Source organism: Nocardiopsis metallicus, from assembly GCF_014201115.1.
Lineage (GTDB): Bacteria > Actinomycetota > Actinomycetes > Streptosporangiales > Streptosporangiaceae > Nocardiopsis > Nocardiopsis metallicus.
On the sequence record NZ_JACHDO010000001.1, the window covers coordinates 6,821,997 to 6,842,258 of the forward strand.

General features: G+C 69.0%; 25 protein-coding genes. 23 read left to right on the forward strand and 2 right to left on the reverse strand.

From position 1 onward, the window contains the following. Nucleotides 1-12 precede the first annotated feature (12 nt). From rplF to truA, 16 genes are all read left to right on the forward strand, one after another. Entirely contained in the window at nt 13-549 is a 537-nt protein-coding gene (gene rplF, locus HNR07_RS30125; RefSeq protein ID WP_184369239.1) for a 50S ribosomal protein L6, read from the forward strand. Between the two features lie 2 nt (nt 550-551). Continuing rightward, entirely contained in the window at nt 552-932 is a 381-nt protein-coding gene (gene rplR / locus HNR07_RS30130; protein WP_184369242.1) for a 50S ribosomal protein L18, read from the forward strand. A 51-nt stretch (nt 933-983) separates the two neighbouring features. Beyond that, nucleotides 984-1,586: a 30S ribosomal protein S5 gene (gene rpsE / locus HNR07_RS30135; protein ID WP_017578630.1), complete on the forward strand. Its 603-nt coding sequence runs from the start codon at nt 984-986 to the stop codon at nt 1,584-1,586. A 2-nt stretch (nt 1,587-1,588) separates the two neighbouring features. Beyond that, nucleotides 1,589-1,774, forward strand: coding sequence for a 50S ribosomal protein L30 (gene rpmD / locus HNR07_RS30140; RefSeq protein ID WP_017578629.1), 186 nt, complete (start codon nt 1,589-1,591; stop codon nt 1,772-1,774). Continuing rightward, nucleotides 1,771-2,235: a 50S ribosomal protein L15 gene (gene rplO, locus HNR07_RS30145; protein ID WP_184369245.1), complete on the forward strand. Its 465-nt coding sequence runs from the start codon at nt 1,771-1,773 to the stop codon at nt 2,233-2,235. Before rpmD ends, rplO begins: the two co-directional genes overlap by 4 nt. Nucleotides 2,236-2,528: 293 nt before the next feature. Further along, the gene (gene secY / locus HNR07_RS30150) at nt 2,529-3,842 is read left to right on the forward strand and encodes a preprotein translocase subunit SecY (protein ID WP_017578627.1); all 1,314 of its coding nucleotides are present in this window, start codon (nt 2,529-2,531) and stop codon (nt 3,840-3,842) included. Next, nucleotides 3,843-4,502 carry an adenylate kinase gene (locus HNR07_RS30155; RefSeq protein WP_184369248.1) on the forward strand — a complete coding sequence of 220 codons (660 nt, stop codon included), beginning with the start codon at nt 3,843-3,845 and terminating at the stop codon, nt 4,500-4,502. Next, nucleotides 4,502-5,326 carry a type I methionyl aminopeptidase gene (gene map / locus HNR07_RS30160; protein WP_184369251.1) on the forward strand — a complete coding sequence of 275 codons (825 nt, stop codon included), beginning with the start codon at nt 4,502-4,504 and terminating at the stop codon, nt 5,324-5,326. The genes HNR07_RS30155 and map overlap by 1 nt, the downstream gene beginning before the upstream one ends. An 86-nt stretch (nt 5,327-5,412) precedes the next feature. Continuing rightward, entirely contained in the window at nt 5,413-5,856 is a 444-nt protein-coding gene (locus tag HNR07_RS30165; protein ID WP_184369254.1) for a DUF1707 SHOCT-like domain-containing protein, read from the forward strand. A gap of 373 nt (nt 5,857-6,229) precedes the next feature. After that, nucleotides 6,230-6,451 carry a translation initiation factor IF-1 gene (infA, locus tag HNR07_RS30170; RefSeq protein ID WP_017578623.1) on the forward strand — a complete coding sequence of 74 codons (222 nt, stop codon included), beginning with the start codon at nt 6,230-6,232 and terminating at the stop codon, nt 6,449-6,451. A 54-nt stretch (nt 6,452-6,505) separates the two neighbouring features. Beyond that, entirely contained in the window at nt 6,506-6,619 is a 114-nt protein-coding gene (gene rpmJ / locus HNR07_RS30175; RefSeq protein WP_082206327.1) for a 50S ribosomal protein L36, read from the forward strand. A gap of 219 nt (nt 6,620-6,838) precedes the next feature. Next, nucleotides 6,839-7,219 carry a 30S ribosomal protein S13 gene (gene rpsM / locus HNR07_RS30180; RefSeq protein ID WP_017542983.1) on the forward strand — a complete coding sequence of 127 codons (381 nt, stop codon included), beginning with the start codon at nt 6,839-6,841 and terminating at the stop codon, nt 7,217-7,219. Nucleotides 7,220-7,288: 69 nt separating this feature from the next. Continuing rightward, entirely contained in the window at nt 7,289-7,693 is a 405-nt protein-coding gene (gene rpsK, locus HNR07_RS30185; protein ID WP_017542982.1) for a 30S ribosomal protein S11, read from the forward strand. Nucleotides 7,694-7,871: 178 nt separating this feature from the next. Next, on the forward strand, nt 7,872-8,894 hold the full coding sequence (locus HNR07_RS30190; protein ID WP_017578622.1) for a DNA-directed RNA polymerase subunit alpha: 1,023 nt from the start codon (nt 7,872-7,874) through the stop codon (nt 8,892-8,894). Nucleotides 8,895-8,959: 65 nt separating this feature from the next. Further along, nucleotides 8,960-9,466, forward strand: a complete 507-nt coding sequence (rplQ, locus tag HNR07_RS30195) for a 50S ribosomal protein L17 (RefSeq protein ID WP_184369258.1) — start codon at nt 8,960-8,962, stop codon at nt 9,464-9,466. A gap of 109 nt (nt 9,467-9,575) precedes the next feature. Continuing rightward, the gene (truA, locus tag HNR07_RS30200; protein WP_184369260.1) at nt 9,576-10,466 is read left to right on the forward strand and encodes a tRNA pseudouridine(38-40) synthase TruA; all 891 of its coding nucleotides are present in this window, start codon (nt 9,576-9,578) and stop codon (nt 10,464-10,466) included. 174 nt (nt 10,467-10,640) lie between these two features. Here the strand turns inward: truA and HNR07_RS30205 are convergent, their stop codons facing one another. Continuing rightward, nucleotides 10,641-11,867 carry a hypothetical protein gene (locus tag HNR07_RS30205; RefSeq protein ID WP_246420583.1) on the reverse strand — a complete coding sequence of 409 codons (1,227 nt, stop codon included), beginning with the start codon at nt 11,865-11,867 and terminating at the stop codon, nt 10,641-10,643. Nucleotides 11,868-12,981: 1,114 nt separating this feature from the next. Here HNR07_RS30205 and rplM point away from each other — a divergent pair. The 4 genes from rplM (at nt 12,982) to HNR07_RS30225 (ending at nt 16,666) form a co-directional block, all read left to right on the forward strand. Next, entirely contained in the window at nt 12,982-13,431 is a 450-nt protein-coding gene (rplM, locus tag HNR07_RS30210; protein WP_026116168.1) for a 50S ribosomal protein L13, read from the forward strand. 37 nt (nt 13,432-13,468) lie between these two features. After that, nucleotides 13,469-13,981, forward strand: coding sequence for a 30S ribosomal protein S9 (gene rpsI / locus HNR07_RS30215; protein ID WP_017578617.1), 513 nt, complete (start codon nt 13,469-13,471; stop codon nt 13,979-13,981). Nucleotides 13,982-14,141: 160 nt separating this feature from the next. Beyond that, nucleotides 14,142-15,479 carry a phosphoglucosamine mutase gene (glmM, locus tag HNR07_RS30220; RefSeq protein ID WP_184369263.1) on the forward strand — a complete coding sequence of 446 codons (1,338 nt, stop codon included), beginning with the start codon at nt 14,142-14,144 and terminating at the stop codon, nt 15,477-15,479. Nucleotides 15,480-15,646: 167 nt separating this feature from the next. Continuing rightward, complete coding sequence (locus HNR07_RS30225) at nt 15,647-16,666, forward strand: ROK family glucokinase (protein WP_184369279.1); 1,020 nt, start codon at nt 15,647-15,649, stop codon at nt 16,664-16,666. Between the two features lies 1 nt (nt 16,667). Here HNR07_RS30225 and HNR07_RS30230 read toward each other — a convergent pair whose 3' ends face one another. After that, nucleotides 16,668-17,252 (reverse strand): Uma2 family endonuclease, encoded by a 585-nt coding sequence (locus HNR07_RS30230; protein ID WP_184369281.1) that lies wholly within the window; start codon nt 17,250-17,252, stop codon nt 16,668-16,670. Between the two features lie 202 nt (nt 17,253-17,454). Between HNR07_RS30230 and HNR07_RS30235 the strand changes: the two genes are divergently transcribed. The 3 genes from HNR07_RS30235 to HNR07_RS30245 all read left to right on the forward strand — a co-directional run bounded on the left by HNR07_RS30235 (nt 17,455) and on the right by HNR07_RS30245 (nt 20,222). Further along, nucleotides 17,455-18,228 (forward strand): SDR family oxidoreductase, encoded by a 774-nt coding sequence (locus HNR07_RS30235; RefSeq protein WP_184369283.1) that lies wholly within the window; start codon nt 17,455-17,457, stop codon nt 18,226-18,228. Nucleotides 18,229-18,237: 9 nt separating this feature from the next. Beyond that, nucleotides 18,238-19,002 carry a crotonase/enoyl-CoA hydratase family protein gene (locus tag HNR07_RS30240; RefSeq protein WP_184369286.1) on the forward strand — a complete coding sequence of 255 codons (765 nt, stop codon included), beginning with the start codon at nt 18,238-18,240 and terminating at the stop codon, nt 19,000-19,002. A gap of 125 nt (nt 19,003-19,127) precedes the next feature. Beyond that, nucleotides 19,128-20,222 carry a DUF6716 putative glycosyltransferase gene (locus HNR07_RS30245; protein WP_184369289.1) on the forward strand — a complete coding sequence of 365 codons (1,095 nt, stop codon included), beginning with the start codon at nt 19,128-19,130 and terminating at the stop codon, nt 20,220-20,222. The last annotated feature ends 40 nt before the right edge of the window (nt 20,223-20,262 follow it).

Here is a 20,262-nt window from a genome sequence, read left to right on the forward strand (position 1 = left end):
AGAGACTGAAGCATGTCGCGAATCGGTCGACTGCCGCTCTCGGTCCCCAAGGGCGTCGAAGTCACGATTAACGGGCAAGACGTCACTGTCAAGGGGCCGAAGGGCGAACTGAAGCACACGATCACCGAGCCGATCACCGCCTCCTTCGAGGACGGGGTCGTCACGGTGGCGCGTCCCGATGACAAGCCGGAGCACCGGTCGCTGCACGGTCTGACCCGTGCGCTGATCGCCAACCTCGTCGAGGGTGTCTCCAAGGGTTACGCGAAGACGCTGGAAATCCACGGTGTGGGTTACCGCGTCCAGGCCCGCGGCTCCAACCTGGAGTTCTCGCTGGGCTTCAGCCACCCCGTGGTCATCGAGCCCCCCGAGGGCATCACCTTCCGCGTGGAGAAGCCGACGATCCTCCACGTCGAGGGCATCGACAAGCAGCTGGTGGGCCAGGTCGCCGCGAACATCCGTAGTCTGCGCAAGCCTGACCCGTACAAGGCCAAGGGCGTGCGGTACAAGGGTGAGCACATCCGCCGCAAGGCCGGAAAGGCTGGTAAGTAGGCATGGGCATCACCGTGAGCCGTAAGCGCACCTCCAAGGCCACCACCTCGCGCAAGCGCCGGCAGTTCCGGGTCCGCAAGAAGGTCGTGGGCACGAGCGAGCGTCCGCGTCTGGCCGTGTTCCGCTCCTCCAAGCACATCGTCGCGCAGGTGATCGACGACACCAAGGGTCACACCCTGGTCGCCGCCTCCAGCGTGGAGACCGACGTGCGTGGCGCCGAGGGCACCAAGTCCGACAAGTCCGTCAAGGTCGGTGAGCTCGTCGCGCAGCGCGCGAAGGACGCCGGTATCACCCAGGTCGTCTTCGACCGCGGTGGTAACCGCTACGCCGGTCGTATCGCCAAGCTCGCCGACGCGGCGCGCGAGGGTGGGCTGGAGTTCTAGTTCCATGACCTCTGTAAAGGCCAAGAGCAACCACGAGAAGAGGAATCACTGATGGCTGCAGCACCGCGGCGCGGCGCCGGTGGCGAGCGGCGTGATCGCCGTGACGATCGCCGCGGCGGCGCCGCAGACAAGGGTGTCTCCTACATCGAGAAGGTCGTGACCATCAACCGGGTCGCGAAGGTCGTCAAGGGCGGCCGTCGCTTCTCCTTCACCGCGCTCGTCGTCGTCGGTGACGGCAACGGCATGGTGGGCGTCGGTTACGGCAAGGCCAAGGAAGTTCCGGCCGCGATCGCCAAGGGCGTCGAGGCCGCGAAGCGGAACTTCTTCCGCGTCCCGCGGATCCAGGGCACCATCGTGCACCGGGTCCAGGGCGAGGAAGCCGCTGGCGTCGTCCTTCTCCGTCCGGCCGCCCCGGGTACCGGTGTTATCGCCGGTGGCCCCGTGCGCGCCGTCCTGGAGTGCGCCGGTATCCACGACATTCTGAGCAAGTCGCTCGGTTCGTCCAACCCGCTGAACATCGTGCACGCCACGGTGGCGGCGCTCAAGGGTCTCAACCAGCCCGAGGAGATCGCGGCCCGCCGTGGTCTGCCGATCGAGGATGTGGCCCCGGCTGCCATGCTGCGCGCTCGCTCTGAGGCGAAGGCAGGAGCCTGATCATGGCCAAGATCAAGATCACGCAGACCCGCTCCAAGATCGGCGGCAAGGTGAAGCAGCACGCTGCCCTCCAGTCGCTCGGTCTGGGCCGGATCGGTAAGTCCACTGTCCGCGAGGACCGCCCTGAGGTTCGCGGGCAGATCACGATCGTCTCGCACCTCGTTTCTGTCGAGGAGGTCGCAGAATGAGCGACTACAACCCCGACGAGCTGCTCAAGCTGCACCACCTGCGTCCCGCCCCGGGTAGCAACAAGGCCAAGATCCGCAAGGGTCGCGGCGAGGCTTCCAAGGGTAAGACCGCTGGTCGCGGTACCAAGGGCACCAAGGCTCGTAACACCGTTCGTCCCGGTTTCGAGGGTGGGCAGATGCCCCTCATCCGCCGGATCCCGAAGCTCAAGGGCTTCAGCAACGCCCGGTTTAAGACGACCTACCAGGTCGTCAACCTGGACAAGCTGAGCGAGCTCTACCCCGAGGGTGGCGAGGTCACCGTCGAGGGCCTGGTCGCCAAGGGCGCGGTTCGCAAGAACCAGCTCGTCAAGGTGCTGGGTACGGGTGAGATCACCGTCGCCGTGCAGGTGAGCGCCAACGCGTTCTCCGGTGCCGCGAAGGAGAAGATCACCGCCGCCGGTGGCACTGTCACCGAGCTGTAGGGGTCTCCCTACGATGCGTATTGGGGGCGCCCGCCCGGCAGGTCCGATAAGGTCCTGCTGGCGGGCGCCCTCACGCGTTGTGCGGGTTGTTGTGAGTGTTGATCGTTATGCCTCACGAACCCTTCCGTCAGGTGATGGCTGTTACAGTGCCATCTGTTTGAGCTCCCCGCTTGACGTAATGTGAGTACTTCCGAGCACCGGGCGACAGGCCCGGTGCTGACGTTCTACGACGATTCAGGATCGGCCGCGATGTCTGGAACCCGTTCCGCCGCCGAAGCTGCGCAGGAGGAGACGTGCTAGGTGCGTTCGTTCGTGCATTCCGCACGCCCGACCTGCGCAATAAGCTGCTGTTCACACTGTTCATCCTGACGCTCTTCCGGCTGGGTTCGGTGATTCCCGCTCCGGGCATCGACTCCGCGGCGATCAGGGAGCAGATGGATTTCATCACCGCGCAGGACCAGTCCGGTGTCTACGCGCTGGTGAACCTGTTCAGCGGCGGCGCGCTGCTGCAACTTGCGGTGTTCGCGCTCGGGGTCATGCCGTACATCACCGCGAGCATCATCATCAACCTGCTCACGGTGGTGATCCCGCGTCTGGAGGCCCTCAAGAAGGAGGGCCAAGCCGGACAGAGCAAGATCACCCAGTACACCCGCTATCTGACCCTCATGCTCGCCGTGCTCCAGGCCACCTCCATCGTGGCCATGGCCCGTACCGGCGCCCTCTTCCAGAACTCCATCCCCTCGACCGTCTACATGCCCAACCAGGACATCCTCACCATGGTGACGATCGTCTTCGTGATGACCGCGGGTACCGCGATCATCATGTGGATGGGTGAGCTGATCACCGAGCGCGGTGTCGGCAACGGTATGTCGCTGCTGATCTTCACCCAGGTCATCGCGATGTTCCCGGCCTCGATCATGGGCTTGTACGAGGAGCGGTCGGTCTGGATCTTCACCATCATCTGCATCGCCGGTCTGGCCCTGATCACCGCCGTGGTGTTCATGGAGCAGGCCCAGCGCCGTATCCCGGTGCAGTACGCGAAGCGCATGGTGGGCCGCCGCATGTACGGCGGCAGCTCGACCTACATTCCGCTGAAGGTCAACCAGGCGGGCATCATCCCCGTGATCTTCGCCTCCTCCCTGCTGTACCTTCCGCAGCTCGTCGTCGGTCTGCTCGGGCAGGACTCCACCCATCCGGTGGCCCAGTTCTTCCAGACCTACTTCCTCACGGGGACCCACCCCATCTACATGGCGACGTTCTTCGTCATGATCGTCGGATTCGCGTTCTTCTATGTGGCCATTACGTTCAACCCCACTGAAGTCGCCGACAACATGAAGAAGTACGGTGGGTTCATCCCGGGTATCCGACCAGGGCGTCCGACCGCCGAGTACTTGGACTACGTCCTCACTCGTCTGACGACCCCCGGCTCTCTGTACCTGGGTGTGATCGCTCTCCTGCCGATGGTCGCTCTCGGTGCCACCGGCGCCAGCATGAACTTCCCGTTCGGCGGGACGAGCATCCTGATCATGGTGGGTGTCGGGCTGGACACGGTGAAGCAGATCGAGAGTCACCTCCAGCAGAGGAACTACGAAGGTTTTCTGCGATAAATGCGTGCAGTATTGGTGGGGCCGCCTGGGGCCGGTAAAGGCACCCAGGCCCAGATCCTCGCGGAAGAGCTGTCGATCCCGAAGGTGTCCACTGGCGACATCTTCCGGGCCAACGTCAGCGGTGGTACCGAACTCGGCAAGAAGGCCAAGGAGTTCATGGACCGTGGCGACCTCGTCCCCGACGAGGTCACGAACGCCATGGTCAAGGACCGACTGGCCCAGGACGACGCGGCGGGTGGTTTCCTGCTGGACGGGTTCCCCCGCAACGTCCCCCAGGCCGAGACCCTCAAGGGCATGCTCGCCGACCTCGGCACCCGCCTGGACGTCGTCCTGGAGCTGAGGGTCGACGAGGAGGAGGTCGTCAAGCGTCTCTCCGGCCGTCGCTCCTGTCCTGAGTGCGGCCGTGTGTACCACGTCGAGTACGACGCCCCCCGTGAGGCGGGCAAGTGCGACAACGAGGGCGCCGAGCTGTACCAGCGCGAGGACGACCGCGAGGAGACCATCCGGCACCGCCTGAAGGTCTACCGCGACCAGACGGCTCCGCTGGTCGAGTTCTACTCCGGTGAGGGCCTGCTGGCCACCATCGCCGCCACGGGTCCCGTGGCGGAGGTGACGGCCCGCGCGAAGGCCGCCATCGAGGAGAAGCGGTCGGCGGTCTGATGTTTCGAAAGGCGGATCCGGGCGTGCAGATCAAGACGCCGGAACAGATCGCCAAGATGAGGGCGGCGGGCCAGGTCGTGGCCCGCGCCCTGGACACCCTCCGGGCCGCGGTGCGGCCCGGGGTGTCCACCCTCGAGCTGGACTCGGTCGCGGAGAAGGTCATCCGGGACGCAGGGGCGATCCCCTCCTTCAAGGGCTACCACGGCTTCCCCGGTTCGATCTGCGCCTCGGTGAACGAGGAGGTCGTGCACGGCATCCCGACCGCCGAGCGCGTCCTGGCCGAGGGCGACATCGTCTCCGTCGACTGCGGTGCCATCCTCGACGGCTGGCACGGCGACTCCGCGGTGACCATCGCGGTCGGCCAGGGCCGGCCCGAGGACCTCGCGATGATGGAGACCTGCGAGGAGGCCATGTGGCAGGGGATCGCGCAGATGCGCCCGGGCAAGCGCCTGGGTGACATCGGGTACGCGATCGGCGGCCACATCTCGGCCAACGGCGGCTACGGCAACGTGCGCGAGTACGGCGGTCACGGCATCGGCACCGAGATGCACATGGACCCGCACGTGCTCAACTACGGCAAGAAGGGCCGCGGCATGCGGCTGGTCGAGGGCATGTGCCTGGCGATCGAGCCCATGACCACGATCGGTAAGCACGACGTCGAGGAGCTCGACGACGGCTGGACCGTCGTGACCCGGGACGGCGGGCGCGCCGCCCACTTCGAGCACACCGTGGCGATCACCGCGGACGGCCCGATGGTTCTGACCGCGCGTGAGTCGAACCGCGATAAAATCACACAGATGGGGCTCGTCCAGCCGACCTGGTGACGGCGGCCCCCACCCCGGCCTCATCCGGGGATCCGCTGAAGCAGTGGGGGTGGCGACCACTCACAGGTGTAGAGGCGAGGTACGCAGTGTCCGACTCGGCGCCGTCCATGCGTTCGACCGATTCCGAGCGGGACCGTGTCGCTCAGCTGCTCCAGGAGCACTTCGCCCAGGGCCGCCTGGACCACGAGGAGTTCACCGAACGCCTCGGTCGGGTCTACAAGGCCAAGACCGTGGACGAACTGGCGAAGGTCACCACCGACCTGCCCGAGCGGGACCTGGCCGACGTCGGCCGGATCGCGGTCCCCGAGAGCGCGGTTCCGCCCCTGCGGTTGCGCGACCCGGCCCTGATGGTGCCGTGGGTGCTCTACGGGGGCGTGAACGCCCTGTGTTTCTCCATCTGGCTGATCCTCTACTTCACCACCGGGGCCGCCTACCCGTGGTTCCTGTGGGTGCTCGGTCCGTGGGGGATCCTGATGTCGGTCGTCACCTTCGGCGTCCTCGCCGCCCAACGCGGCCAGGGCGAGGACTAGTCGAGAACCAGGGCGGAGGCGCCCGGTTGTTCCGCGGGTCCGCGGCGTGCGGACTGGGGAACAAAGGGACTTTTCGACTGGTTTGCCCTACTGGACAGACGGTGTAGGGTTCTCTGCCCTTCGGTTAGGAGTACTTGTCCGAAGGGGATAGACTGTCATTGCCCATACGCGGGCTGTTGGGTCAGTCTGCCTTCTTTGTGCCACGTCCTTCAAGAGACGTACGCTCTTCTCGCAGTTGGCCCGAGCTTCCAGTGTGTTTCGGCTTTGGCGATCCGGTTTCACCGGGGTCGCCTGAGTCTTCGTGTCATGCGAGGCCACTGGGGTCGCGTCGGGTTGTCATGATCAACCAATTGATGAGCGAGGCGTGGAGGACATGGCGAAGAAAGACGGCGCCATCGAGATCGAGGGTTCCGTTGTCGAGTCGCTACCCAACGCTATGTTCAAGGTAGAGCTCGACAACAAGCACACGGTCCTTGCCCACATCAGCGGCAAGATGCGGATGAACTACATCCGTATTCTCCCCGACGACCGCGTCGTCGTGGAGCTGAGCCCGTACGACCTCACGCGCGGGCGCATCGTTTACCGCTACAAGTAGCCCGTCAGGGGCCGCACGGCCCAAGACTGGTGATGTGATGAGTTCGGAGTCACCATGAAGGTCAAGCCGAGCGTGAAGAAGATCTGCGCGAAGTGCCGCGTGATCCGTCGTAACCGTCGGATCATGGTCATTTGCTCGGACCCGCGCCACAAGCAGCGCCAGGGCTAGTAACCCCGGCTCGCTGACCGCGGCTTCCGCACAGCGAAGACCCGGTAGGGGGAGGTCTTCCCCGCCGGGCACGTGAAACAACGAAAAACCTGTTCCGATCTCCCGCCCGCTGGTGGTGGGGGAGAACCCCCGGTCGGAGGCCGGGGCCTCGTCGATTGGGCGACGAGAGGATGGAACGGGTCAGACCTCCGCATAATGCATGGATGGAGTCTCGCCCACATGGCACGTATTGCCGGCGTTGACCTCCCCCGCGACAAGCGGGTGGAGATCGCTCTCACTTACGTTTTCGGGGTTGGCCGTACTCGCGCCCTCGAAACCCTGAAGAACACCGGTGTCGACGGGAACACCCGCGTCTACCAGCTGTCCGAAGAGGACCTGGTCAAGCTGCGCGAGTGGATCGACGCCAACTACCAGGTCGAGGGTGACCTGCGACGCGAGGTCCAGGCCGACATCCGTCGCAAGATGGAGATCGGAAGCTACCAGGGCATCCGCCACCGTCGTGGCCTTCCGGTCCGCGGTCAGCGTACGCAGACCAACGCCCGTACCCGCAAGGGCAAGAAGAAGACCGTGGCCGGCAAGAAGAAGGCCGGCAAGAAGTAGTCCGCCTCGGACCTGTCAACCGCGTCCGAGAAGACACACACGGACCGATGATCTCTGGGAGTTTCGCTCATGCCGCCTAAGGGCCGTCAGGGTGCCGCGCGCAAGGTGCGCCGCAAGGAAAAGAAGAACATTGCCCACGGGCACGCTCACATCAAGAGCACGTTCAACAACACGATCGTGAGCATCACCGACCCCACCGGTGCGGTGATCGCGTGGGCCAGCTCGGGTCAGGTCGGCTTCAAGGGGTCGCGTAAGAGCACCCCCTACGCCGCGCAGATGGCCGCCGAGGCCGCTGCCCGCCGCGCCCAGGAGCACGGCGTCCGCAAGGTCGACGTCTTCGTGAAGGGCCCGGGTTCCGGCCGGGAGACCGCCATCCGTTCGCTGCAGGCGACCGGTCTCGAGGTTGGCTCCATCCAGGACGTCACGCCGGTCCCGCACAACGGCTGCCGCCCGCCGAAGCGCCGCCGCGTCTGATCGGCACCGGCACCCGCGCCTCCTACCGCGCGGGTGCCCCGTGGTGCGCCCGTCGCGGCCCCTGTCTGGGGCCGCGCGGGCAGGGTAGGAATCCGAGTAGAGGGCACCACCGATCCGGGGGTGCCCATCCGGTGGCCGTCAAATAGCGGGCGGTCATGTGGAAGGGAAGACACGGACCATGTTGATCGCACAGCGTCCCACGCTCGCCGAGGAAGTCGTCTCGGACCTGCGCTCGAGGTTTGTCATCGAGCCGCTGGAGCCGGGCTTCGGCTACACCATCGGCAACTCGCTTCGGCGTACCCTGCTGTCCTCCATCCCCGGTGCGGCTGTGACCAGCATCCGCATCGAGGGCGTCGAGCACGAGTTCACCACCGTGCCCGGGGTCAAGGAGGACGTCACCGAGATGATCCTCAACCTCAAGGGCCTGGTCGTCAGCTCCGAGCACGACGAGCCGGTTCTGATGTACCTGCGCAAGCAGGGCCCCGGTGTGGTGACCGCCGCGGACATCGCTCCGCCGGCCGGTGTCGAGGTGCACAACCCCGACCTGCACATCGCCACGCTGAACGGCAAGGGCAAGCTGGAGATGGAGCTGACGGTCGAGCGCGGCCGCGGTTACGTCTCGGCGACGCAGAACAAGCAGCAGGGCCAGGAGATCGGTCGGATCCCGATCGACTCCATCTACTCGCCGGTGCTGCGTGTGACCTACAAGGTCGAGGCCACCCGAGTCGAGCAGCGCACCGACTTCGACCGCCTGATCGTCGACATCGAGACCAAGCCGGCCATCCGTCCCCGTGACGCCGTGGCCAGCGCGGGCAAGACCCTGGTCGAGCTGTTCGGTCTGGCGCGCGAGCTCAACGTCGACGCCGAGGGCATCGACATGGGCCCGTCGCCGACGGACGCCGCGCTCGCGGCGGACCTGGCGCTGCCGATCGAGGACCTCAACCTCACGGTCCGGTCCTACAACTGCCTCAAGCGTGAGGGCATCCACAGCGTTGGTGAGCTGGTTGCCCGCTCCGAGCAGGACCTGTTGGACATCCGCAACTTCGGTGCCAAGTCCATCGATGAGGTCAAGCAGAAGCTCATCGACATGGGCCTGTCCCTGAAGGACTCCCCGCCCGGATTCGACCCCAGCACCGCGGCCGACTCCTACGGCTCCGAGGACGACGAGGGTGAGTCCTTCGTCGAGACGGAGCAGTACTAACCTTCGTCGCCCAAAGGTCCCCGGCCGAGTGCGGCCGTGGACCGCATCACTAGGAGAACGACACCATGCCCACGCCTACTAAGGGCGCCCGTCTGGGTTCCGGGCCCGCTCACGAGCGGCACATCCTGGCGAACCTCGCCACCTCGCTGTTCCAGCACGGCCGGATCCGCACCACGGAGGCCAAGGCCAAGCGCCTGCGTCCGTACGCCGAGAAGCTCATCACTCTCGGCAAGCGCGGTGACCTGCACGCCCGTCGTCAGGTGCTGACCAAGATCACGGACAAGTCCGTGGTGCACGAGCTCTTCACCGAGATCGGCCCGCGCTACGAGAACCGTTCCGGTGGTTACACCCGTATCACCAAGATCGGTCCGCGCAAGGGCGACAACGCCCCGATGGCGGTCATCGAGCTGGTCGAGGCGCTGAGCGGCCCCGCCGCTCCGGCCGCCGCCGCTGCCGCTCCCGTCGAGGAGCCGGTCGAGGCCGAGGCCGCCGAGGCCAAGACCGAGGAGGCCGCCGAGGCCCCCGAGGCTGCCGCGGAGAAGGCTGAGAGCTCGGAGACCGAGAGCAAGTAGCGCTGACGCGCTCAGGGCCCCGGCCCGCGCGACACGCTCATGGAGTGCCCGACCCCTGCGGGGGCCGGGCACTCTTCTTTTCCCGGGTGGGCCTGAACGAGGGGCGCGAATGGACGAGGTGGGAATGGACGAGAAGGCTACGGCCGTGAGCGAGGCGTCCGAGAAGGAGACGACCGTCCGGCTGCGGATGGAGATCGCCTACGACGGCACCGACTTCTCCGGCTGGGCCACCCAGCCGACCCGGCGCACGGTGCAGGGTGAGCTGGAGTCGGCCCTGGCCAAGGTGCTGCGACTGCCCGAGGTCTCGGTGACGTGCGCCGGGCGTACCGACGCGGGGGTGCACGCCCGCGGCCAGGTGGCCCAGGCGGACATCCCGCTGACCACGTGGGAGAGCGAGGGGGAGCGGGTACTGCGCAGGCTCGCCGGGGTGCTCCCCAAGGACGTGCGGGTGAACGGGGTGCGCCTGGCCCCGCCGGGTTTCGACGCGCGCTTCTCGCCGCTGTTCCGCCGCTACGTGTACCGGATCAGCGACGCGCCCCACGGCGTGGACCCGCTGCGCCGCCGGGACGTGCTGTGGCACCGGCACCCGGTGGACGTGGACCGGATGAACGAGGCCGCCGCGCTGCTGGTCGGGGAGCACGACTTCGCGGCCTTCTGCAAGAAGCGGGAGGGTGCCACGACCATTCGCGAACTGCTGCGGCTGGAGTGGGTCCGGGAGAGCGAGTACCTGATCGCCGGGACGATCCAGGCGGACGCCTTCTGCCACAACATGGTGCGTGCGCTCGTGGGCGCCCTCCTGGCGGTGGGGGACGGGCGGCGCGAGATTGAGTGGCCCGGCCGGGTTCTGGGGGCGGCTGTGCGCGATTCGTCGGTGCACGTGGTCGGCCCGCAGGGGCTGAGCCTGGAGGAGGTCCGGTATCCGGCGGACGAGGAGCTGGCGGAGCGGGCCAACCTGACGCGACGGGTACGGGAGCTGCCCTGCAAGGGGCACAGCGAGTAGGGGCCGGCGGGTAGGGCGCGGGGGCCGGGCAGGCCGGCACGGGCGGGGACCGAGGCTCCCGAGGTCTGATGAGGGGGCGGAACGCGACGGCGCCGCCTCGGGTCCACAGCCTGTGGACCCGAGGCGGCGCCGTCGCGTGTGTTGCCGGTGTTGCCGGGGGCGCCGGTCCGGGGGTCAGGCCCGGTCGTCGGCGAGGGCGTCGTAGGCGGTGTCGATGAAGCCCTCACCGATGTCGCGCAGCTCGGTGGCGTTGGCGCCGTCCTCCTCCGCGTCGTCGCCGCTGCCGTCGCTGTTGGCGGACAGCGCGAAGAGGAGGTAGCGGCCCCACTGGCCGCTGCTGCCGTGGCCGCCGGAGTAGCCCAGGCGCTCGGCGGGGGTGCCCTCCTCGCCGGGGAGCCCGGCGAACCACTGGGCGCCGACCAGGTCCTGCGCGTCCATGGCGGTCTCGGCCTCGTCGTCGCTGGGCATGGCCGCGATTCCCACCGTGACGGCGTGGTTCTGGTCCTCGCTCAGGTAGGAGGCGCGGACCAGCTGGCGGCAGTCGTTGTCGGCCAGGACCTGGCCGTACTCGCCGTGGGTGCCCTCGGAGCAGTCCTCGCTGTCACCGACGGCCACACGGCTGAACGTGCCCTGGCCCTCGATCTCGATCGACTCCGGGAACAGGCTGTCCGGGGAGAGGGCGCCCGGGTCGCTGCCCTCGTCCGCGACGGTGACGGCGCTGGCACCGCCGCCGGAACCGAAACCGCCGCTGGCGAAGTAGAAGGCGCCGCCGCCCGCGATCAGGAGCAGGGCGACGAAGGCCGTGCCCATGAGGATGCCGCGCTTCTTCGACGGCCGCTGCGGGTAGCCGTCGTCGTAGTCGTCGTAATCGTCATAGTCGTCGTAGTCGTCCTGGCCGCGCTGGACCTCGAACTGCGCGGTGTCGGCGCCCGCGTCCTCGGGCACCTCGTCGCGGTACAGCGGACGCGCGGCGGGTCCGGAGGGGGCGGCGGGGACCGCGTTCAGGCTTTGGGTCGCGCCCATGGCGTCGGGCGGGAAGACCGGCTCCTCAGCGGGCCGGGGCGGCGCGGGAGGCGGAGGCTGGTGGCGGGGCGGCGCGGGAGGCAGGGCTCCGGCGGGCGCTCCGTGCGGCGGCATTCCGGGCGCGCCGGGACCGCCGGGCGGGAGGGAGTTCGGCGGAGGCGGGATCTGCTGGTGCATCGGCGGCTGACCGCCGGTGGGCATGCCCTGCGGGCCGCCGGGCGGGGGCCCCTGGGGCGGCCCGGGGCGGCCCGGGAACTGGCCGGGGGGTGCCTGCGGCGGACGGCCCTGCACGTGCGGCGGGACCGGTGCGCCCTGCGCGAACCCCGGTCTGGGGGCGCCGGGCGGGATGTTCGGTCCGCTCTGGGTGAGATGTCCCATGCCGGGGCGGCCGCCGGTCGGGCCGCCGGGAGGGCCCGGGAGGGGGCCGCCCGGCTGGGGGGCGTTCGGGGGCGCCTGGGGGGTGTTGGGCGGCAGCGGCGCCTGCGGGCCGCTCGGGCCGGCGTGCGGAGGGAACTGCGGCCCGCTCGGTGCCGTCGGACGCCCCTGCGGGCCGCGGAAGCCCTGCGCGCCCTGTCCTCCCTGGGGGCCCTGTCCTCCCTGCGGGCCCGGACCACCCTGGGGAGCCTGCCCGGCCTGAGGGCCCTGCGGGAACTGGCCGGGCGGCGGGAAGCCCTGCGGCGCCTGCGGGCCGCTCGGGCCGGCCTGCGGAGGGAACTGCGGCCCGGAGGGACCCGCGCCGGGAACCCCGGACGCACCGGGCGTGCCGAACGGCTGCTGCTGACCCGGTGTGGGAGGCTGGCCCTCTGGCTGGGAGGGCGGCCCGAGCAGGTCCGGACCTTCGCCGCCCTCCGGCTGGAGAGGTCGTCCGTCTGGGCCGTACTGAGGCGGGTTCGGATGGGTGCTGATGGGAGTCTCCGAAGGCTCTGGGGGTGGGACTGGGCCGCGGTGCGCCGGGCCCGTGGCCTGTGTCCGCGCGGTGGCGTCCGTGTGGGACCGGCGTGTTCCGGCGACCGTGACGGGCGTCTCCAAAGCTCACGTCAGCGCCCGTGATACCGGGCGGAGCGTGGCCTTTCGGTGCAAGGGTAACCAACGCGCGGGCGGGAGCAGGACGAAGCACTCCCGACAACAGGCATAATAAAAGGCGGAGAGGTCACGGATGTGAACCCGTCCCGGCGCTTTCCCGCCAGACGAAATCCCACCGGTCGACCCGGCGCGCTTTGACCTGCGTTAGGGTGGACGGGTAGGATATTTCGTCGTTGTGCGTTGAGTTGCCGTGGGCCCCAAACTCCCGAAGCTGGGTGCCGATCCACGCACCATCGTCTGCGCACTCACGACCGGGTCGTCCTGATTGGACATGGGACATCCGGCCAAGTAGCAGCCCCGCACCCGCGACGGCTGTTCCCGGCCCCGCACCCGTTGGGGTGTTCCGTAATACGAGTCCACCATCCCGTTCGGGATGGGGCAGCCGACTGAAGAGCGAAGGCAAACGATCGTGCGCACATACAGCCCCAAACCAAGCGATGTCCAGCGTCAGTGGCACGTTGTTGACGCGACCGATCTCGTGCTCGGGCGTATGTCGAGCCAGATCGCCACGCTGCTTCGGGGCAAGCACAAGCCCTACTACGCGCCCCACATCGACACCGGCGACTTCGTCATCGTCGTGAACGCCGAGAAGGTCGCGCTGACCGGTAAGAAGCTCGACCAGAAGCGCGCTTACCGGCACTCCGGTTACCCCGGTGGTCTGCGTTCGATCGCGTACGCCGACCTGCTGGAGAAGAACCCCGAGCGGGCCATCGAGAAGGCCGTCAAGGGCATGCTCCCCAAGGGCTCCCTCGGCCGCCAGATGGCCAAGAAGCTCAAGGTGTACGCCGGCGCGGAGCACCCGCACCAGGCCCAGCAGCCGGTTCCGTTCGAAATGAAGACGATCGCGCAGCCCGCCTAGGCGTTCGCAGACTTTTACAGGAAGCACGAGGATCACCGTGGTCGAGCCCACCGGCATCGAGAACGTCGAGCAGGAAATCGCCGACAACCCGGAGGAGTTCCCCTCCGAGTACACCAGCGAGTCGGACGAGGCGACTGACGCCGCCTACGTCCCCACCGCCTCCGGCCCCAGCGCCGGCACCGGTCGTCGCAAGCAGGCTGTCGCCCGCGTCCGCATCGCCCCCGGTTCGGGCGAGTGGAAGATCAACGGCAAGCCGCTTGACGTCTACTTCCCGGACAAGGTCCACCAGCAGACCGTCAAGGACCCGTTCGTCTCCCTCGGGTTCGACGGCGCCTACGACGTCTTCGCCCGTCTGGACGGCGGCGGCACCAGCGGCCAGGCCGGCGCCCTGCGTCACGGCATCGCCCGTGCGCTGGCGACCCTGGACGCCGAGAACAACCGCCCGACCCTGAAGAAGGCCGGCTTCCTCACCCGTGACGACCGCGAGGTCGAGCGGAAGAAGGCCGGTCTCAAGAAGGCGCGCAAGGCTCCGCAGTTCTCCAAGCGCTAATGCTCATGCGCCGGCATCTGCTCGGCTGAGCTTTCGCCCGTGCGTCGTCCCCGTTGTCGGGGCGGCGTACGGGCTTTTGGTTTCTCACGGTGGCTCTCCGCCACGCTGAACTTCACCGGCGCCGTTCCCCGGCGCCGCTTTCGAAAGGGGCTGAAAGCCTGTGGCTCGGCTGTTCGGAACCGACGGCGTACGCGGTCTCGCGGGACGAGACCTGACCGCTTCGCTCACCCTGGAACTGTCCATCGCGGCGGCGCGGGTCCTGGCCTCCGCCGATGAGGACCGGCGTCCGCTCGCGGTCGTGGGCCGCGACCCGCGCGCCTCCGGTGAGTTCCTGGAGTCCGCGGTCGTCGCGGGTCTGGCCAGCACCGGCGTGGACGTCGTGAAGGTCGGGGTGCTGCCCACCCCGGCCGTGGCGTACCTGACCGGTGCTCTGGGCGCCGACTTCGGCGTGATGCTCTCGGCGAGCCACAACCCGGCCCCGGACAACGGCATCAAGTTCTTCGCCAGGGGCGGGCACAAGCTCGAGGACGCCCTGGAGGAGGAGATCGAGGGCATGCTCGGCGTCCCCTCGACCCCCGCCGTGGGCGAGGCGGTCGGTCGGGTCACCAAGTCCCACGACGGCGCCGAGCTCTACACCAAGCACGTCCTGGACTCCCTCCCGTACAGCCTCAAGGGCCTCAAGGTCGTGATGGACTGCGCCCACGGCGCGGCCAGCACGGTCGCCCCCGAAGCGCTGCGCCGGGCGGGCGCGGAGGTCATCGCGATCGGTGACCGTCCCGACGGCCACAACATCAACCAGGGCTGCGGTTCCACCAGCCTGGGCGCCCTCCAGGAGGCGGTGCGCCTGCACGGCGCGGACGCCGGTATCGCCAACGACGGGGACGCCGACCGCTGCCTGGCGGTGGACGCCGAGGGCAACGTGGTGGACGGCGACCAGATCCTCGCGATCCTGGCCACCGAGGCCAAGGACGCCGGGCGCCTGGTCGAGGACACCCTCGTGGTGACGGTCATGTCCAACCTGGGCCTCAAACTCGCGATGGCGCGCGAGGGCATCACCGTGGTGGAGACCGCGGTCGGTGACCGGTACGTGCTGGAGGAGATGAAGCGCGGCGGTTTCGGCCTGGGCGGCGAGCAGTCCGGCCACGTGATCCTGCTGGACCACGCCACCACCGGTGACGGCCTGCTCACCGGCCTGCACCTGCTGGCCGCGATGGCCCACCGCAAACAGGGCCTGGCCGAGCTGGCCAAGGTGATGACCCGCCTGCCGCAGATCCTGATCAACGTCCCCGACGTGGACAAGGCGCGCGCCGCGGAGTCCGGGGAACTGGCCGCGGCCGTGCGCGAGGCCGAGGCCGAACTGGGCGAGACCGGCCGGGTGCTGATCCGCCCCAGCGGGACCGAGCCCAAGGTCCGCGTCATGGTGGAGGCCCCCGAGCAGGAGCAGGCCACCGCCGTGGCCGAGCGCCTGGCCGGGGTGGTCCGTTCCGCGCTCGGCTAGAACCGGGGCTTCTCACGCGCATCCGGGCACGCCGTGCACTTTCGCACCGAGCGGCCCGGGTGCGCGTTCTCGTGTGTGAACGGTGTGGTGGGGCACCCCTGGGGGAGGGCTCTGCCTAAGGTCGAAGGCCCGGGACCGACCCCTCGGGGCGGTGGAGTGGAGCGGACATGATGACGTACGGGCACTCCCTGACCATCGGGGTGGACATCGGCGGGACCAAGGTGGGCGCCGGTGTGGTCACCTCCGGCGGCCGGGTGCTGGCGCGACTGCGCACCGAGACCCCGGAGAGAAGCAAGAGCCCTTCGGTGGTGGAGGACACGATCGTGTCGGTCGTGTCCGAGCTGCGCCAGGAGTACCGGGTGCGGGCCGTGGGTGTGGGCGCGGCCGGGTTCGTCGACGAACGCCGCTCCCGGGTGCTGTTCGCCCCGCACCTTTCCTGGCGCGAGGAACCGCTCCGGGACGCGCTGTCGGTCCGCCTGGGCCTGCCGGTGGTGGTGGAGAACGACGCCAACGCCTCCGCCTGGGCGGAGGTCCGGGCCGGTGCGGCCCGTGGCGTGGACGACGTCGTGGTGGTGAACCTGGGCACGGGGATCGGCGGCGCGGTCGTCCTGGACGGCGCCCTGTACCGCGGCCGCTACGGCCTGGCGGGCGAGTTCGGGCACATGACCGTGGTCCCGGGCGGGCACCGCTGCGAGTGCGGCAACCGCGGCTGCTGGGAGCAGTACGCCAGCGGCAACGCGCTCACCCGCGAGGCCCGCGAACTGGTGGCGTCGCAGTCTCCGGTCGCCGAGGTCCTGCGCCAGGCGGTGGGCGGCGACCCCGGGCTCATCACCGGCCCGCTGGTCAGCGAGCTGGCCCGCAAGGGCGACCGTGCCTGCCGGGAGCTCCTCGAAGACGCGGGAGGCTGGCTGGGCGTGGGCCTGGCCAACCTGGCGGCCGCCTTCGACCCGGAGCTGTTCGTGATCGGCGGCGGGGTCTCCGAGGTGGGGGAGCTGCTGCTCGGCCCGGCCCGCAGCGCCTTCGAGAAGGGCCTCACCGGCAGGGGATACCGGCCCGAGGCCCGCGTGGTCGCCGCCGCCCTGGGCAACGAGGCGGGCATGATCGGTGCCGCCGACCTCGCCCGCGAAGCCCTCCCGAGGGGCCGCAGCCGCCGCCGACAGCAGCGTCTGGGGAGGGCTCGCTGGTGAGCTAATTCCTGACGAGCTTCTTCAGGTTAACTTCGATGGGGAAGGGCACCTGGAGTTCCAGCCGATCGCGGAAGATCCCCATGGCCACGTAGCCCCTTGTCGTGGCGTCGAGCTCATACACGTGGACGACCGCCCTCCCGTTCTCCCAGACCACCCGCCAGAAGTGGGGTATGCCTGCCGCGGCGTACTTTCCGGGCTTGACCTCCCTGTCGCGAAAGACGGACTCGGGTGACTCGACCTCCACCACGAGAACCACGTCCTCCGGAGGGATGCTGGTCGCTTCGTACCAGTCCTCCTGTTCGGCCTCGCGGTCCTTGTAGACGACGATGTCCGGCTCGGGACGCTGGTGCTTGTCGAGCGTGGTGGTCAGTTCCTCGTCTGCCATGAGTCCGGCAGGCGCCTGTTCCTCCAACGCGTTGGTCAGCCGCCTGATGACACGACTGTGGAACCGGCTCTGGGGGGACATCACGATGGGCGCTCCGTCGATGAGCTCCATCCGGGGGGCTTCCGGAGGGAGGTGGTCCATGTCGTCGGCGGTCCAACCCTCAGCCGGGGGCATGAACCAGTCGGGGAGCGGCTCGGCCATCGAATCCTCCTGGGTCGATTCCTGAGCCCACTCTAGTGTCGCTGTTCTTCGCATGACAGGAAGGTAGCGCTGTGTGACGACAGAGCGGGGTGCTTTGGTCATACCCGTTTTCGCGCCTCGATCGCTGCTGGTCACGGGACTATCCGCGATTAACCGAACCCGGTTCTAGTGCGTGGGTCACATCCTCGGTAGAGTGCGGCACATGGATCTCAACGGAATCTCCGCCCTCGTCTCGGGCGGCGCGAGTGGCCTCGGTGAGGCCACCGCCAAGGAACTCGCCGCTGCAGGTGCCACCGTCGTCGTCGCCGACCTCAACGCCGAGCGCGGCGAGGCTGTCGCCAAGGAGATCGGTGGCGTCTTCGTCTCCACCGACGTCTCCCAGGAGGACCAGGTCAAGGCCGCGGTCCAGGCCGCCGCCGACACCGGCAAGCCCTTCCGCGTCGCGGTGTCCTGCGCCGGGATCGGCTGGGCCACCCGCACGGTGGACCGGAACGGCAACCCCCACGACCTGGACAGCTACCAGAAGGTCATCCAGGTCAACCTGATCGGTACGTTCAACGTGCTCCGTCTGGCGGCGGCCGAGATCGCCAAGACCGAGCCGGTCAACGAGGACGGCGAGCGCGGCTCCATCCTCAACACCGCCTCCCTCGCGGGCATCGAGGGCCAGATCGGCCAGATCGCCTACTCGTCCTCCAAGGGCGGCGTGATCGGCATGACCCTCCCGGCCGCGCGCGACCTCGCCGCCATCGGCGTCACCGTGAACACCATCGCCCCGGGCATCCTCGAGACGCCCATCTACGGCGACGGACCGGGCTCGGAGGAGTTCAAGCAGAAGCTCGCCGCCCCGGTGCCCTTCCCCAAGCGCCTGGGCACCGCCGCCGAGTTCGGCAAGCTCGCCCGGACCCTGCTCGAGGTCAGCTACATCAACGGCGAGGTCGTCCGCATCGACGGCGGCCTGCGCATGCCCCCGAAGTAGGAGGACACCGTGTCGGACGAGGTTCTCTACACCGCCGATGACGGCATCGCCGTCATCACCATCAACCGCCCCAAGGCCAAGAACGCGGTGAACGCCGCGGTCGCCGCCCAGATCGCCGAGGCACTCGACGACGTGGACGCCCGCAAGGACGTCAACGTAGCGATCATCACCGGCGCGGGCGGCACCTTCTGCGCCGGTATGGACCTCAAGGCCTTCATGAAGGGCGAGGTCCCCGTGGTCGAGGGGCGCGGCTTCGGCGGTTTCGCCGAGCGCGGCCCGAAGAAGCCGCTGATCGCCGCGGTCGAGGGGTACGCACTCGCCGGCGGCTTCGAGGCGGTGCTCGCCTGCGACCTGGTCGTGGCCGCGGACGACGCCAAGTTCGGCATCCCCGAGGTCAAGCGCGGCCTGGTCGCCGGAGCGGGCGGCCTGCTGCGCCTGCAGCACCGCATCCCGCGCAACATCGCGATGGAGTTCGCCCTCACCGGTGACTTCGTCGACGCCCGGCGCCTGGCCGACCTCGGCCTGGTCAACCAGGTCACCGCGAGCGGCGGCGCCCTCGAAGGCGCCAAGGCCCTGGCCGCCCGCATCACGCCCAACGGTCCGCTGGCCCTGAAGGTCTCCAAGGAGATCATCCAGGCCTCGGACGACTGGTCCAGCGACCAGATGTGGGACAGGCAGAACGAGCTGGCGGGCCCCGTGTTCGTCAGCCAGGACGCGATGGAGGGGGCGATCGCCTTCGCCGAGAAGCGCGCCCCCGTCTGGAAGGGCGAGTAGCCCTCCCCACTCCGACGGCGGCCGTCCCCCGGGGCGGCCGCCGTCGGCGTTCCAGGAGTTCCCTAGCGTTCACAGCCCGTGTGTAGCCTGGGATCCTTCACTCCGAACGCCAAGGAGACGGCTTCGTGACGCTCATTCCCACACGGAGGCGCCCCGGCCCCGGCGCTCTCACGGTTCTGGCGGTCGCCGACTCCGTGGAACGGGTCCGGCTCAGCGTCGCCATGCTCGACCGCCTCAGCTGGCCCGGGACCACCGTGGGACTGGTCGTCGTCCGCACCGGCAGTACCCCGTCCCCCGCCCGTATCCGGGAGGAGACTGAGGGCACCGGGCAGGCCGGTCTGCGCGTTCCGGTCCTGACCACGAGGCAGACCCGTCGACTGGTCCGGCGCCGCCGCCCCGACGCCGTGCTGCTCAACTGCTCCGGCCCGCTCGTGGAAAGCCTCTCCTGGTCCATGAGATCGGTGTTCCGCCGCTACCGCCCGGTGGTGGCCTCCGCCCTGCCCGCCCTGTCGGTACCCGCGGTCGAGGGGGAATGGCTGCACCGTTCCCGGGTCGACCTGGTCGTGGCGCACAGCCACCGCGAGGTCGCCGAGTACAGGGCCCTGGGTGAGAAACTCGGCACCAGGGGCGAGGTGGGGCTGTCGAGCCTGCCCCTCGGAGCCCGAGAGGCCGAGCAGGGCACCGGTAGGAACCGGGTGGTGTACGCGGCTCACCCGGGGACCCCGGACACGGAACAGGGCCGCAGGCACCTGCTGCTGGCCCTCACCGAACTCGCCGAGAAGCGCCCCGACCTCGAAGTGGTCGTGCACCTGGGCCGGGAGAAGAACGCCAGCCCGGAGCTCATGGCGACCTGGCACGGGCTGCTGGCCGAAGGGAAGGTCGGCGACCGTGCCCCGAACTTCCGCTCGGGCCCGCTGGCCGACCAGCTGAACCGGGCCCGCGGCCTGGCCGCCGCGGGTTCGACGGCCGTCCTCGAAGCACTCACCCACCGGGTGCCCGCCCTGGTCCTCACCGAGTTCGGCGTGGGTCCGCGCCAGGGCAACGCCGTCTTCGAGGACAGCGGCCTCTTCGGCACCCTGGCCGACGTCCGCGCCGCCCGTTTCCGCAGGCCCAACCGCGACTGGGGCGAGCGCAACCACTTCCACCCGCCCGCCCACGAGGACTGGGTGGAGCGCCTGTACGACCTCCACGCCCGTGCCCTGCGCGGAGAGCTTTCCTGACCGGGCCCTGCGCCCGAGGGGGGTCGCCTCGAGCTCTCCC